11 protein-coding genes are annotated in these 13186 nt (G+C 61.9%); 6 read left to right on the plus strand and 5 right to left on the minus strand.

Translation table 11 applies throughout. From position 1 onward, the window contains the following. Positions 1-9 precede the first annotated feature (9 nt). Positions 10-450 carry a CBS domain-containing protein gene (locus ACLEJR_RS21060; protein WP_440795519.1) on the minus strand — a complete coding sequence of 147 codons (441 nt, stop codon included), beginning with the start codon at positions 448-450 and terminating at the stop codon, positions 10-12. 380 nt (positions 451-830) lie between these two features. Here ACLEJR_RS21060 and ACLEJR_RS21065 point away from each other — a divergent pair, with 380 nt between their 5' ends. Beyond that, positions 831-3194: a DNA polymerase II gene (locus ACLEJR_RS21065; RefSeq protein ID WP_440816275.1), complete on the plus strand. Its 2364-nt coding sequence runs from the start codon at positions 831-833 to the stop codon at positions 3192-3194. A gap of 152 nt (positions 3195-3346) precedes the next feature. On the opposite strand, the gene ACLEJR_RS21070 is transcribed toward ACLEJR_RS21065, so the two are convergent. Further along, positions 3347-4168 carry an aldo/keto reductase gene (locus ACLEJR_RS21070; RefSeq protein ID WP_440816189.1) on the minus strand — a complete coding sequence of 274 codons (822 nt, stop codon included), beginning with the start codon at positions 4166-4168 and terminating at the stop codon, positions 3347-3349. 109 nt (positions 4169-4277) lie between these two features. After that, positions 4278-5429, minus strand: a complete 1152-nt coding sequence (locus ACLEJR_RS21075; protein ID WP_440795524.1) for an aldose epimerase family protein — start codon at positions 5427-5429, stop codon at positions 4278-4280. A gap of 319 nt (positions 5430-5748) precedes the next feature. Between ACLEJR_RS21075 and ACLEJR_RS21080 the strand changes: the two genes are divergently transcribed. The 3 genes from ACLEJR_RS21080 (at position 5749) to ACLEJR_RS21090 (ending at position 8222) form a co-directional block, all read left to right on the plus strand. Beyond that, entirely contained in the window at positions 5749-6474 is a 726-nt protein-coding gene (locus tag ACLEJR_RS21080; protein ID WP_440816277.1) for a hypothetical protein, read from the plus strand. A 106-nt stretch (positions 6475-6580) separates the two neighbouring features. Continuing rightward, positions 6581-7366 (plus strand): sulfite exporter TauE/SafE family protein, encoded by a 786-nt coding sequence (locus tag ACLEJR_RS21085; RefSeq protein WP_440795526.1) that lies wholly within the window; start codon positions 6581-6583, stop codon positions 7364-7366. Positions 7367-7673: 307 nt separating this feature from the next. Beyond that, entirely contained in the window at positions 7674-8222 is a 549-nt protein-coding gene (locus ACLEJR_RS21090; RefSeq protein ID WP_440816191.1) for a DUF4174 domain-containing protein, read from the plus strand. Between the two features lie 185 nt (positions 8223-8407). On the opposite strand, the gene ampC is transcribed toward ACLEJR_RS21090, so the two are convergent. Then, entirely contained in the window at positions 8408-9556 is a 1149-nt protein-coding gene (ampC, locus tag ACLEJR_RS21095) for a class C beta-lactamase (RefSeq protein ID WP_440816193.1), read from the minus strand. 251 nt (positions 9557-9807) lie between these two features. Here ampC and ACLEJR_RS21100 point away from each other — a divergent pair, with 251 nt between their 5' ends. Together ACLEJR_RS21100 and ACLEJR_RS21105 are read left to right on the plus strand one after the other, a co-directional pair. Continuing rightward, positions 9808-10686, plus strand: coding sequence for a Dyp-type peroxidase (locus tag ACLEJR_RS21100; RefSeq protein ID WP_440816195.1), 879 nt, complete (start codon positions 9808-9810; stop codon positions 10684-10686). Between the two features lie 159 nt (positions 10687-10845). Beyond that, positions 10846-11592, plus strand: a complete 747-nt coding sequence (locus ACLEJR_RS21105) for an SDR family oxidoreductase (protein WP_440798277.1) — start codon at positions 10846-10848, stop codon at positions 11590-11592. Positions 11593-11709: 117 nt separating this feature from the next. Here the strand turns inward: ACLEJR_RS21105 and mapR are convergent, their stop codons facing one another. Further along, complete coding sequence (gene mapR / locus ACLEJR_RS21110) at positions 11710-13119, minus strand: GntR family transcriptional regulator MpaR (protein WP_440816197.1); 1410 nt, start codon at positions 13117-13119, stop codon at positions 11710-11712. Between the last annotated feature and the right edge of the window lie 67 nt (positions 13120-13186).

The raw sequence follows: 13186 nt of genomic DNA on the forward strand, positions 1-13186 counted from the left end.
CCGGGCGAATCATTCGCCGCGAATGTACTGCTCCAGTTGCTTGATCAGGTCCGCCTGCTCGGCGATGGCTTCCTTGACCAGGTCGCCGATAGACAACAGGCCGACCAGCTTGCCGTCCTCGACCACCGGCAAATGTCGCAGGTGTTTCTCGGTCATGATGCTCAGGCAGGTCTCGACGTTCTGGTGCGGGTCGATGGTGATCACCGGGGAGACCATGATGTCACTGACCTTAGTGCCCACCGACGAGCGGCCATGCAGGACCATTTTGCGCGCATAGTCGCGCTCGCTGATGATCCCCAGCACTTCATCGTTTTTCACCACCAGCAAGGCGCCGACGTTCTTCTCCGCCATGCGCATCAGGGCCTGCAACACCATGTCGTCCGGTGAGATGGTGTGCACTTGCTGGTTTTTTTCATCTTTCATCCGGAGCAACTGCGCGACGGTTTTCATGGGCAAGCCTCAGGGTGTTGTTTTTTGCGGGTGGTCTAAGAATCGTAGACCCAACGGCCCAGGGCAAGCGATAAAGCGGCGGCCAGCCGTCAAAAAACGTCATGGCCGGTGAATTCGCCCCGAATGGATGTCATCCGCGCGCCCCCTGTGGCGAGGGAGCTTGCTCCCGCTGGGCTGCGCAGCAGCCCCAACTGCCGGGTATCTGAAACTCCGCGGTGTCTGTTCGAGGGCTGCTTCGCACTGGAGCGCCAGCCCGGCGGGAGCAAGCTCCCTCGCCACAAGAGTGGAGGCCGCGAGAGTGGGGCAAAACAGCGTTGAGCAGGTGAAGTCGCCTCGCCACAGGTAGAATGACCGCCTACGCATATTTCGAGGTTGCAACGGTGGATTTACAGCAGGGCTTCGTCCTGACCCGGCATTGGCGCGACACCCCGGCCGGCACAGAGGTTGAGTTCTGGCTGGCCACTGACGCCGGGCCCCGGCGCGTGCGCCTGCCGGTGCAGCCCTCGGTGGCGTTCGTGCCGCAGATCCAGCGCGGACAGCTTGAAGCCCTGTTGCAAGGGGAAAAGGGGATCGAACTGCGGCCCCTGGATCTGCTGGACTTCGAGCATCGCCCGGTGCTCGGGCTGTATTGCCAGCAACATGCTCAATTGATGCGCCTGGACACCACCTTGCGCCGCGCCGGCGTGGAGGTCTTCGAAGCCGACATCCGGCCGCCGGAGCGCTACCTGATGGAGCGCTTCATCACCGCGCCGGTGTGGTTCGGTGGCACTGCGGCGGATGACGGCCTGTTGGTCGACGTCCAGATGAAACCCGCCCCCGATTACCGCCCTCCGTTGCGCCTGGTCTCCCTGGACATCGAAACCACCGCCCAGGGCGAGTTATATTCCATCGCCCTGGAAGGTTGCGGCGAGCGTCAGGTGTACATGCTCGGGCCACCGAATGGCGACGCCGGCGGCGTGGATTTCCAGCTCGAATACTGCGAGTCGCGCACGGTGCTGCTGAAGAAGCTCAACGACTGGTTCGCGCATTTTGACCCCGACGCGATCATCGGCTGGAACCTGGTGCAATTCGACCTGCGGGTGCTGCACGAACATGCCCGGCGGCTGGCGGTGCCGTTGCGTCTGGGCCGAGGCGGGGAAGAGATGCAATGGCGCGAGCACGGCGCCCGCAACAACCATTTCTTTGCCTCGGCGGCTGGCCGCTTGATCATCGACGGCATCGAGTCCCTGCGTTCGGCCACCTGGAGTTTCCCCTCGTTCAGCCTGGAAAACGTTGCCCAGACGCTGTTGGGGGAGGGCAAGTCCATCGACAATCCGTACCAGCGCATGGATGAGATCAACCGCATGTTCGCCGAGGACAAGCCGGCCCTGGCCCGCTATAACCTCAAGGACTGCGAACTGGTGACGCGGATTTTCGCCAAGACCGAGCTGCTCAAGTTCCTGCTGGAACGGGCCAGCGTCACCGGTCTGCCGGTGGATCGCAGCGGTGGCTCGGTGGCGGCCTTCACCCATCTGTATATGCCGCTGATGCATCGCCAGGGTTTCGTCGCGCCGAATCTTGGCCAGCGCCCGCCCGAGGCCAGTCCGGGCGGCTTCGTCATGGATTCGCAACCGGGGCTCTACGAGTCGGTGCTGGTGCTGGACTACAAAAGCCTGTACCCGTCGATCATCCGCACCTTCCTCATTGATCCGGTGGGCCTGATCGAAGGGCTGCGGCATCCCGGGGACAGTGAATCGGTGCCGGGCTTTCGCGGCGCCCGTTTCTCCCGGACCCGGCATTGCCTGCCATCCATCGTGGCACGCGTCGCCGAAGGCCGGGAAACCGCCAAGCGCGAACACAACGCCCCCTTGTCCCAGGCGCTGAAAATCATCATGAACGCCTTTTACGGCGTGCTCGGTTCCAGTGGTTGCCGTTTCTTCGACTCGCGATTGGCCTCATCCATCACCCTGCGCGGTCACCAGATCATGCAGCGCACCCGGCAGCTGATCGAGGCCCAGGGACATCTGGTGATCTACGGTGACACCGACTCTACGTTCGTCTGGCTGCGCCGGGCCCATGCCGAGGAGGACGCGGCGCGGATCGGCCGCGAACTGGTAGCACACGTCAACCAGTGGTGGCGCGAGCATGTGCAGACAGAGTTCGGGCTGCAGAGCGCCCTGGAGTTGCAGTTCGAAACCCATTTCAAACGCTTCCTGATGCCGACCATCCGGGGCGCCGAGGAGGGCAGCAAGAAACGCTACGCCGGGCTGGTGACCCGCGCCGATGGCAGCGATGAAATCGTCTACAAGGGCCTGGAAACCGTACGCACCGATTGGTCGCTGCTGGCCCGGCAGTTCCAACAGGAGTTGTACGGGCGAATCTTCCACCGCCAGCCCTATCAGGATTACGTGCGCGACTATGTGCAGCAGACCCTGGCCGGCGTGTTCGATGAGCGGCTGGTCTATCGCAAACGCCTGCGCCGCCCGTTGGAGGACTACGAGCGCAACGTGCCACCCCACGTCCGTGCGGCCCGTCTGGCCGATGAATTCAACCAACGCCAGGGTCGCCCGCGGCAGTACCAGAACGGCGGCTGGATCAGCTACGTCATCACCGTCGCTGGGCCCGAGCCATTGGAAGCCCGTAGCGCGCCTATCGACTACGACCACTACGTGAGCAAGCAGCTACAGCCGGTGGCGGATGCGATTTTGCCGTTCGTGGACGATGATTTCTCAACGCTGGTGGGCGGGCAGATGGGGTTGTTCTGAGCGCTGCGCATCGATGATCACACGTGTGCTTGGCTGTTTATGTGGCGAGGGAGCTTGCTCCCGCTCGATCGCGCAGCGGTCGTAAAAGAGGGTCGCTGCGCGTCCCAGCGGGAGCAAGTTCCTCCGCCACCAAAGCGCGTTACCGCGCAAAACTAGACCATCGCCAAGCGCTGTTTGCCGCGGGGCTGGGCGAACGTCAGGTCAAGCGCCGCCAGATCCTGGGCGGCTAGCGTCAGGTTCGCCGCCTCGGCGTTCAGACGCACGTGCTCAGGCTGCACGGCTTTGGGAATGACGATGACATTGTCCTGGCGCAGCAACCATGCCAGTGCGACCTGCGCCGGCGTCGCGCCGTGGCGTTGGGCGATTTGTACCAGCGTAGGGTCCCTGAGCAGATGCCCGCCCTGGCCGACCGGACAATAAGCCATGAGCGGCATGCGCTGCTGCTGGCACCAGGGCAGCAGGTCGAATTCGATGCCGCGTTCTTGCAGGTTGTAGAGCACCTGGTTGGTGGCGCAGGCGGGCGAGGCCAGTTCCTCGAGGTCGGCGACGTCGAAGTTCGATACACCCCAATGGCCGATCTTGCCTTCCTCACGCAAGCGCTCGAAGGCTTCGACGGTTTCTTCCAGCGGATATTGGCCGCGCCAGTGCAGCAGATACAGGTCGATGTAATCGGTGTCGAGTCGCCGCAGGCTGCGCTCGCAGGCCAAGGGGATGCCTTTGCGGCTGGCGTTGTGGGGATAGACCTTGCTCACCAGGAACACCTGGTCCCGAACGCCTTTGATCGCTTCGCCCACCACGGTCTCGGCGCCGCCTTCGGCGTACATCTCGGCGGTGTCGATCAGCGTCATGCCCCGTTCGATGCCCAGGCGCAGGGCCGCCACTTCCTTTTTGTGCTGGGACGGTTCCTCACCCATGCGCCAGGTGCCCTGGCCGATCACGGGCACCGACACGCCGGCCAATTGCAGAGTCCTCATGCCTGTCTCCTGTGTGTTTGAACATCAGAGGTGTGGCAGCAGGATAGACCAAGGGTTCGATAGGCGATCACCTGTGGGAGCGAGCCTGCTCCCACAGGTGGGTAGGTGGTTACTTGGCCGAGAACTTCAAGACCATGGTCTGGGTGTAGGTCTGGCCCGGATCCAGGCGTGTGGATGGGAAGTTCGGCTGGTTGGGCGAGTCCGGGAAATGCTGGGTTTCCAGGGTGAACGCGCCCCAGTGCGGATAGACCTTGCCCTGCTTGCCCTTGACCGTGCCGTCGAGGAAGTTGCTGGTGTAGAACTGCACGCCAGGCTCGGTGGTGAACAGCTGCAAGCGGCGTCCGGATTGTGGGTCGTAGACATCGGCGGCGACTTTGCTCACGTCGCCCTTGGCATCGAGCACCCAGTTGAAATCGAAGCCGCCCTGTTTCGGTTCGGCAAACTTGAGTTGCGGGTGGTCGGCCTTGATATGGGTGCCGATGGCTGTGGGCTTGGTGAAGTCCATTGGCGTGCCGGCTACGGGGGCCAGCTCACCGGTGGGAATCAGCTTGCCGGTGACCGGTGTGTAGCGGGCGGCATGCAGGGTCGCCACTTGCTTGAGAATGTCGCCGTTACCCGCGCCAGCCAGGTTGAAATAGCTGTGGTTGGTCAGGTTCAGGACTGTGGGCTTGTCGGTGCTGGCCTTGTACTCGATGCGCAATTCGTTCTGTTCGTTGAGGCTGTAGGTGACGTCGGTCTTCAATGCTCCGGGAAAGCCCATCTCGCCATCCGCCGAGAGGTAGGTCAGGGTCACGCCCACCGAGTCCTTACTGTCATGAGGCTGGGCTTTCCAGACGCGTTTGTCGAATCCCAGCGGCCCGCCGTGCAGGGAGTTGCCGTGATCGTTCTGCGGCACCTGGTAGCGCTTGCCATCGAGCTCGAACGCGCCGTCCGCCAGACGATTGCCGAAGCGGCCGATGGTTGCGCCGAAGTACACGCTACCGTTCTTCTGATAGCCCTGCACATCGTCGAAGCCGAGCACGATATCGTCGGCCTTGCCGTTTTTGTCCGGCACACTCAGGGACTGGAGAATGCCGCCGTAGGTAATGACCGTGGCCTCCATCCCATGGCTGTTGCGCAGCACGAATTTTTCCACCGCCGTACCGTCGTCGGTCTTGCCGAACGCGGCGCGTTCATTGGTCAGGCCGGCGGCCTGGGAAGCAGAAGTGGCGATCATCAGAGACACTCCGAGGGCCGTGAGCAGATGTCTGGATTCAAGCATGGTGTGACCTTCCTGTTGTTTTGTTGTTGTTTTGAACGCGGGTCGAGTCCGTTACTTGGTCGGACAGCGGTGAAGGTTTTTCTGTTCAGTAGTCTTTCTATTTGAGGGCTGAGAAGGGATTTATAGCCGTAAAATCAGATTTTTCAATTAAAAAGTAATACTAATTAACTTGGCGACCTCTCTAGACGGATCGAGGATTTTCTGCCGGCACTGCACTTTTGCTTTTTTTGCCGCTCTATCCAGGGCCTGGAAGCGACGACCCCCCATCGCTTCCCCATGCCCAGACCGAGACCCGATGGCTGCTGTTTTTTGTTTTCTGATGATGCTGCGACGACGCCTCGGGACGCTGTCGGTCGGTGCGCTGATGTTGCTCAGCGGTGGATGCAGCCATCAGCAGGGGCAGGACATGGTCACGCAGTTCAGCAACGCCAGGCCTCAGGAGTTCCTGCAGACCAGCGTCGATCGCATGGCCACGCTATCGATGCACGACAATCTGCAAAGCCTTTACCTGCTGATGAGCAAGTTGTACCTGCGCAACCCCGATGAATTGCACAAGTCCGGTTTTCTCGAGGCACGCATCGCCGAGCAGCAGGTACGCCTGGCCATCGAGCAGCAACAGCCCTTGCCGACCCTTGGTGGCCGCAAGGACCTGGCTGCGCTGAGCTATGCCATGAGCCCGGAGTTTCTCGGCGATCGGGTCGGGGCGTTTATCTACGCCATCGGCAGCATGCTGGTCACCGCTCATGGCAATCGCCTGGAGTTCTACATGACCGACACTATCGATCCGCGTTTTGTCAGCAACGCGGCACGTAATATCGAGAAAGCCACCTGGTTGCTGAGCCAGCGCCAGAACAAGGACGGCAAGCCGTTGCTGTTTTCCAATGAAATTTCCGAGGAGGGCAGCAACCTGAGTTTCGCTGTTGAATTCGGCAAGATCGTTGCGCGATTGGATTTGTTGACACAGATGTTGGATGAGCGTTACCGGCGGATCGGCCTGAACTATGCCCAGAGCCTGTTGTTCCTGAATTTTCTGCCGGTGCAGTGAGAGGGTGAAATGGAATAAAGATAGATCACATCGATATAGGGGGGTTATAAGAAAAATCGCTATGCTCGCGGCCAGATTTTTCACGCAGTTGTACTGAGACGGTTTAATGGATTTCGGTAATGTCGGTTTAGTCGTGGCGGGCCTCGTGGTCGGCTTCATCGTCGGGATGACCGGCGTCGGGGGCGGTTCGCTGATGACCCCGATCCTGTTGTGGTTCGGCATCAATCCGGCGACAGCGGTGGGCACCGATCTGTTGTACGCGGCCATTACCAAATCCGGCGGTGTGCTGGTTCATGCCAGGAACCGGAATATCGACTGGGCCATCACCGGTTGGCTGACCCTGGGCAGCGTACCGGCAGTGGGGTTGACGCTGTGGTTCCTCAGCAGCCTGCACAGCTCTCCCGACGCCATGAACGCGGTGATCAAGCAGGCGTTGGGCTTTGTCCTGTTTGCCACCGCCCTGGCGATCCTGTTCAAGAAACGCTTGTTGCAATTCGCTCATGACCGCGCCGGCGGCCAGTACAACCCTTCCGGCAAACGCCTGAATCTGCTCACGGTGGTGACCGGCCTGGTACTCGGCACCATGGTCGCCCTGACTTCCATCGGCGCGGGCGCGCTGGGTACGGTCGCGCTGTTCATTCTCTATCCCTTTCTCCTCACCCGGCGTCTGGTGGGCACCGAAATCGCCCACGCCGTGCCGCTGACCCTGGTCGCCGGCCTCGGCCATGCAAGCATGGGCAACATGGACTGGCACATCCTTGGTTTCCTGCTGGTCGGCTCGTTGCCGGGCATCTACCTGGGCAGTCACTTGTCCGGACGCATCTCCGACGAACTGCTGCGTCCTTGCCTGGCGGTGATGTTGGCGATGATCGGGTTCAAGCTGGCGTTCTAGCACCAACACCCGAATTAGAGAAACACCACAGATCCACTGTGGGAGCGGGCTTGCTCGCGAAGGCGTAGGCACATTCAGCATCGATGCAAGCTGAACGGCCGCCTTCGCGAGCAAGCCCGCTCCCACAAGGGGTCTGCTCTGGATGACATGCCTGTGTTGCAGCGCTTTCGGTACTGTGTGCCTACGGTTGCGCAATGAACCCACTGGCCTAAGCTTCAAGGCAGGCAAGTGCGGTATCGGGGGACTCTCGCGGAACAATTGCCGCCATGTGCAATCAGTACAGCGTGAATATCAGAAGGAGAGGCGCATGCTCATTCGGTCGTTGACCTTTGCTACCTTGCTGGCCTTTGTCGGTCCCCTGTTCGCTGCGGATGGCGACTCACCGCTGGTGGCGGAGATGGGCAAGGCACGCCCCTTGATCGTCATCGCGCCCAGCACAGTCGACCCGGCCTGGGTCAGCCTGAAAAAAGCCCTGGAAGAGCCGGCCGGCAAGCAGGGCTTTTCCGAGCGCAACATGGTGCTCTATACCGTGCTCAACACCATTGGCCAGCGCGACGGCAAAGATCTCGACCCGCAGAGCACCATGGCGTTGATTCGCTCTCTCAAGCTCGGTGCCGGCGCCCAGACCAAGATCATCCTGGTGGGCAAGGACGGTGAAAAGAAACTCGAACATTCCGGCGCGATTGAATTGAAAGAGCTGTTCGACACCGTTGACAAGCTGCCTGCGACGGAAAAGGAAGCGGTGGCGCCAGTCCCACCTCCGCCACCGGAAACGGCTCCGGCTAAGGACGCGAAGGGCGCCAAGCCGGGCAAGCCGGGCAAGGCACCGGCGGCGCCGAAGCCGTTGGATGATTGACCTTGAATGCGGATGAATTCCGTCCGTGGCTTTGGCGCGACTTCACCGGAGGTTCTTGTGGCGAGGGAGCTTGCTCCCGCTGGGCTGCGTAGCAGCCCCCTGTGTTATCCCTGCATGCATTTTGGGGTCGCTTCGCGACCCAGCGGGAGCAAGCTCCCTCGCCACAGGGGGGATCCACTCAGCTGTCAGTTCTGATCCAGCGCTGAGAGAATCCGGTAGGCGGCCTTCACTCGCTCTTCATTCGGATAGTTCTTGTTCGCCAACAATACGATCCCGATGTTCTTGCCGGGCACGAACGCCGCGTAAGCGCCAAAGCCGCCGGTCGAGCCGGTCTTGTTGATCCAGGCTCCGTCGGGTGCCGGGCGCGGTGGGGTAAGGGGCTCCACTGGATGCGGTTCGAAGGCCATTTTTGCGCTGTTACCGGCCAGCAACGCTTCGAGGCTGACCGGGCTCGGGTAGAACTCCCAGCCCAGCCCCTGGTTCATACCGTCTACCGTGTAGAACCCGGTCTGGGTCGTGGCAATGGCCTGGCGCAGGTCGGCGTCGAGCCTTTGCGGTTGCAGGTTTGCTTCGATGAAGCGAATCAGGTCCGATGAACTGGTCTTCACCCCATACGCCTCTGAATCCAGGGCGCCAGGTCCAACCCGGACCGGTTTTCCATCCTTCGCATAACCCTGGGCATATCGGCTCAACTGCTCCTTGGGTACCCGCACATAGCTGTGCTTGAGGCCCAGTCCGGGCATCAGCGTCTGCTCCATCAGGTCATCGAAGGGGCGCTCCAGGCTGCGGGCCGCCAGATAGCCGAACAGGCCGATGCTCGGGTTTGAATACAGCCGCTGGGTGCCGGTCGGGTAGAGCGGTTTCCAGGTTTTGTAGTAACCGAACATACGATCGGCATGGTCGGCGTCCCCGGGAAACTGCAGCGGCAACCCACCGGCGCTGTAGGTGGCGAGGTTGAGCAGGCTGACGCCCTCGAAGGCGCTGCCGCGCAGTTCGGGGGCAAAGCGACTGGCCGGGTCCGCCAGGGACAGTTTGCCCAAGGCCTGGGCATAGGCGCCGAGCGTCGCAGTGAAGGTCTTGCTGATCGAGCCGATCTCGAACAGAGTCTGGTCGGTGACGGGTTTCTTCGTATCCCTGGAAGCCACTCCGTAGTTGAAGTAGTGGCGTTGCCCGTTGTAGGTGATCGCCACGGCCATTCCGGCGATGTCTTGTTGCTCCATCAACGGCTGGATGACGGCATTGACCGTGTCTTGGATGGGGGCCTGGGCGAAGCCCGGTGTCGTCCCGCAGGCCAGGATAAAGGCGCCTGCGAGTATCGATTTGGCGAGGTGCATGTCGGACCGTCTCCTTGAAGTGCGCGAATCGGGTATCCAGCTTCCGTCGCCTGGATCCACCTTGGGGCGGTCAATCTAGGAGGTTTTCGATGACTCGGCAATGATGCATCCGGCGGCTCAAATCACGTTCGGAGCGATCCGACGCGGGCGCAGTAGAAGTCCTACGCAAAGATCCAGGCTCGTCCAGGCTGGCGACCCACACAAATCCCCGGCCGCCGGGTAGACTTGCGCTTCATTCTAAAGGAGTTCCCATGAGTTACTACCAGCCCGGCATTCTCGCCACCCCTGTTCCGCCTCAGGCCCGCCACATGTTTTTCGCCCTGGAATCGGTCGAGGCGCTGCCGGCTGCGATAGACAGACTCCTGCTCCAACTGGACGGTCGAGCGGTGGTGGGCTTTGGCGAATCGCTGGTCCAGGCCCTCGGCGCCCGGATCGACGGGCTGCGGGCGTTCCCGGCGTTGACCGGCGTGGGCGTGGACAACCCCTCGACCCAGCATGCTTTGTGGTGCTGGTTGCACGGCGAGGACCGCGGCGAGTTGCTGCACCGCAGTCGCGCTATCGAAGCGGCGCTGGCCCCGGCGTTGCGCCTGGTGCAGTTGAATGAAACCTTCCGCCACATGACCGGCCACGACCTGACGGGTTATGAGGACGGCACCGAAAACCCCCACGACGAAGCCGCCATCGCCGCAGCCCTGGCCCAAGGCGCCGACGGCTTGCGCGGCGGCAGTTTTGCCGCGATTCAGCAGTGGCAACATGATTTCGACGGTTTCGCCGCGATGTCCCCCCATGAGCGCGACAACATCATGGGGCGGCGCCTGAGTGACAATGAGGAAATCGACGATGCGCCGGAATCGGCCCATGTCAAACGCACGGCCCAGGAAAGCTATACACCGCAGGCGTTCCTCGTACGCCGCTCCATGCCCTGGATCGAAGGTGATCGCGCGGGGTTGATGTTCCTCGCGTTTGGTTTTTCCCTCGACGCCTTTGAAGCGCAACTGCGGCGCATGAGCGGGCTGGAGGATGGCATTACCGACGGCTTGTATCGCATGAGCCGGCCGATCACTGGCGGCTACTATTGGTGCCCGCCGCAAGTGGATGGGCGCCTGGACCTGCGTGCTCTGCTCGGTTAAAGCGGTTCAAGCGAGCGTGACGAGGAATACGGCGCCTTATTGAGAAGGGGCTGCTTTGCAGCCCAGCGGGAGTAAGCTCCCTCGCCACGGTTGTGCAAAAGCGTAACGTGAGCGCTATCCTTGGGGCCGACGTCTGTCCGTGGAACGGGAGAAGCAAAGGTGGATAAAGTCATCGTCATCACCGGTGGCGGCCGCGGAATCGGGGCGTCTACGGCGCTGTTGGCCGCCGACTTGGGGTATCGGATCTGCATCAACTACCAGACCGATGAAAGTGCCGCCCAGGAGGTGCTCGAACAGGTCCGGGCCAAGGGCGCGCAGGCGATTGCCGTGCGGGCCGACGTGAGCATCGAGGACGAAGTCGTCGGCCTGTTCGGCCGGGTGGATGCCGAGTTGGGCCGGGTCACTGCCCTGGTGAACAACGCCGGCACGGTCGCGCACAAGTCCCGGCTCGACGAAATGTCCGAGTTCCGCATCCTCAAGATCATGAAGACCAACGTGCTCGGGCCGATGCTCTGCGCCAAGCACGCCGTGTTGCGTATGTCGCCCAGGCACGGAGGGCAGGGCGGCAGTATCGTCAATGTTTCTTCGGTTGCCGCGCGCCTGGGCTCGCCGAACGAATACGTCGACTATGCCGCGTCCAAGGGCGCCCTGGACACATTCACTGTCGGCCTGTCCAAGGAAGTGGCCGGTGAGGGCATCCGCGTCAATGCGGTTCGCCCCGGCTACATCTACACCGATTTCCATGCCCTGAGTGGTGACCCGGACCGCGTCAGCAAGCTGGAATCGGCGATTCCCATGGCCCGCGGTGGGCGTCCGGATGAAGTGGCCGAAGCGATCATCTGGTTGCTGTCGGACAAGGCTTCGTATGCCACCGGGACGTTTGTGGACCTGGGGGGCGGGCGCTGAGTTTTATGTCGTCTGTTCGGGCCTCATCGCGAGCAGGCTCGCTCCCACATTTCAGGCACGCAGCAGATCCCTGTGGAAGCGAGCCTGCTCGCGATAAGCCCGCCCAGACTAGCCCTATCAGAACGACCGGATAATCCGTCCCAAGGTTTCCATGGCCTTTTCCGACACCTCGGTCCATGGGCTGCCATAGTTCAAGCGGATGCAGTTTCTAAAACGCCGGGTCGGTGAAAAGATCGGTCCCGGTGCGATGCTGATGCCCTGGGCCAGGGCCATCTGGAACAGCTTCAGCGAATCCATCTGCTCCGGCAGTTCCAGCCACAGGAAGTAACCGCCCGCAGGCTGGCTGACCCGGGTCTGGGGCGGGAAATAGCGGGCGATGGCAGCACGCATTGCGCTCTGCTGTTCTTCCAGGGCGTAGCGCAGTTTGCGCAAGTGGCGATCGTAGCCGCCGTGTTGCAGGTAGTCGGCGATGGCGGCCTGGGCCGGCATCGAGGCGCACAACGAAGTCATGAGCTTGAGCCGTTCAATTTTCTGCGCGTAGCGTCCGGCGGCAACCCAGCCGATGCGATAGCCCGGTGCCAGGCTCTTGGCGAACGAACCGCAGTGCATCACCAGCCCCTCGGTGTCGAATGCCTTGGCCGGCTTGGGTGCCTGCTGACCGTAGTACAGCTCGGCGTACACGTCGTCTTCGATCAGCGGCACCTGATGGCGACGCAACAGTTCGACCAAGGCTTGCTTGCGCGCCTCGGGCAGGGTCGCGCCCATGGGATTCTGGAAGCTGGTCATGCACCAGCAGGCTTTGATCGGGTGCCGTTCCAGGGTTTGCCCGAGCACGTCCAGGTCGATGCCGTCGCGCGGGTGGACGGGGATTTCCACGGCCTTTAGCTTGAGCCGCTCCAGCACCTGCAGGCTGGCGTAGAACGCCGGCGCTTCGATCGCCACCAGGTCGCCGGGCTCGGTCACGGCTTGCAGGCACAGGTTCAAGGCCTCCAGGGCGCCGTTGGTCACCAGCAACTCCTCCATGGGCAACATCAACCCGCCGACCATGTAGCGCAGGGCGATTTGCCTGCGCAGGTGTGGATTGCCCGGCGACATGTCGGTGACCACCACGCGCGGGTCCATGTCGCGAGTGGCACTGGATAACGAGCGGGACAGCCGTTGCAGCGGAAACAGCTGCGGGCTGGGAAATGCCGAACCGAAAGGCACGGTGGTGGGGTCCTTGATCGATTCCAGTACCGAGAACACCAGCTCGCTGACGTCGACTTCGGTGGATTCCTGTACCTGGCTACTGATGGCCGGCTCGGAAAACGGGCTCGGCGTGAGGGCGTTGACGAAGTAGCCCGAGCGCGGCCGGGCGCGGATCAGGCCGCGGCGCTCCAGCAGGTAATAAGCCTGGAACACGGTAGACGGGCTGACACCATAGGTCTGGCTGGCATAACGCACCGACGGCACGCGCTGGCCCGGCCCCAGCATGCCGGAGCGGATCAGTTCTGCGATGTCATCGGCGAATTTTTCGTAGCGTTTCATTTCCGATCCAGTCATGAACGGTTCAGGGATATGCAGCCTTGCGCATCAACCTGTGGGAGCGAGCCTG

Source organism: Pseudomonas sp. SMN5, from assembly GCF_052041925.1.
Taxonomy (GTDB): Bacteria; Pseudomonadota; Gammaproteobacteria; order Pseudomonadales; family Pseudomonadaceae; genus Aquipseudomonas.

Excerpts from the sequence above, each read along its gene's own strand:
- ACLEJR_RS21060 (WP_440795519.1), bottom strand. The coding sequence starts at position 450 with ATGAAAACCGTCGCGCAGTTGCTCCGGATGAAAGATGAAAAAAACCAG.
- ACLEJR_RS21070 (WP_440816189.1), bottom strand. The coding sequence starts at position 4,168 with ATGAGGACTCTGCAATTGGCCGGCGTGTCGGTGCCCGTGATCGGCCAG.
- ACLEJR_RS21075 (WP_440795524.1), bottom strand. The coding sequence starts at position 5,429 with ATGCTTGAATCCAGACATCTGCTCACGGCCCTCGGAGTGTCTCTGATG.
- ACLEJR_RS21080 (WP_440816277.1), top strand. The coding sequence starts at position 5,749 with ATGATGCTGCGACGACGCCTCGGGACGCTGTCGGTCGGTGCGCTGATG.
- ACLEJR_RS21085 (WP_440795526.1), top strand. The coding sequence starts at position 6,581 with ATGGATTTCGGTAATGTCGGTTTAGTCGTGGCGGGCCTCGTGGTCGGC.
- ACLEJR_RS21090 (WP_440816191.1), top strand. The coding sequence starts at position 7,674 with ATGCTCATTCGGTCGTTGACCTTTGCTACCTTGCTGGCCTTTGTCGGT.
- ampC (WP_440816193.1), bottom strand. The coding sequence starts at position 9,556 with ATGCACCTCGCCAAATCGATACTCGCAGGCGCCTTTATCCTGGCCTGC.
- ACLEJR_RS21100 (WP_440816195.1), top strand. The coding sequence starts at position 9,808 with ATGAGTTACTACCAGCCCGGCATTCTCGCCACCCCTGTTCCGCCTCAG.
- mapR (WP_440816197.1), bottom strand. The coding sequence starts at position 13,119 with ATGAAACGCTACGAAAAATTCGCCGATGACATCGCAGAACTGATCCGC.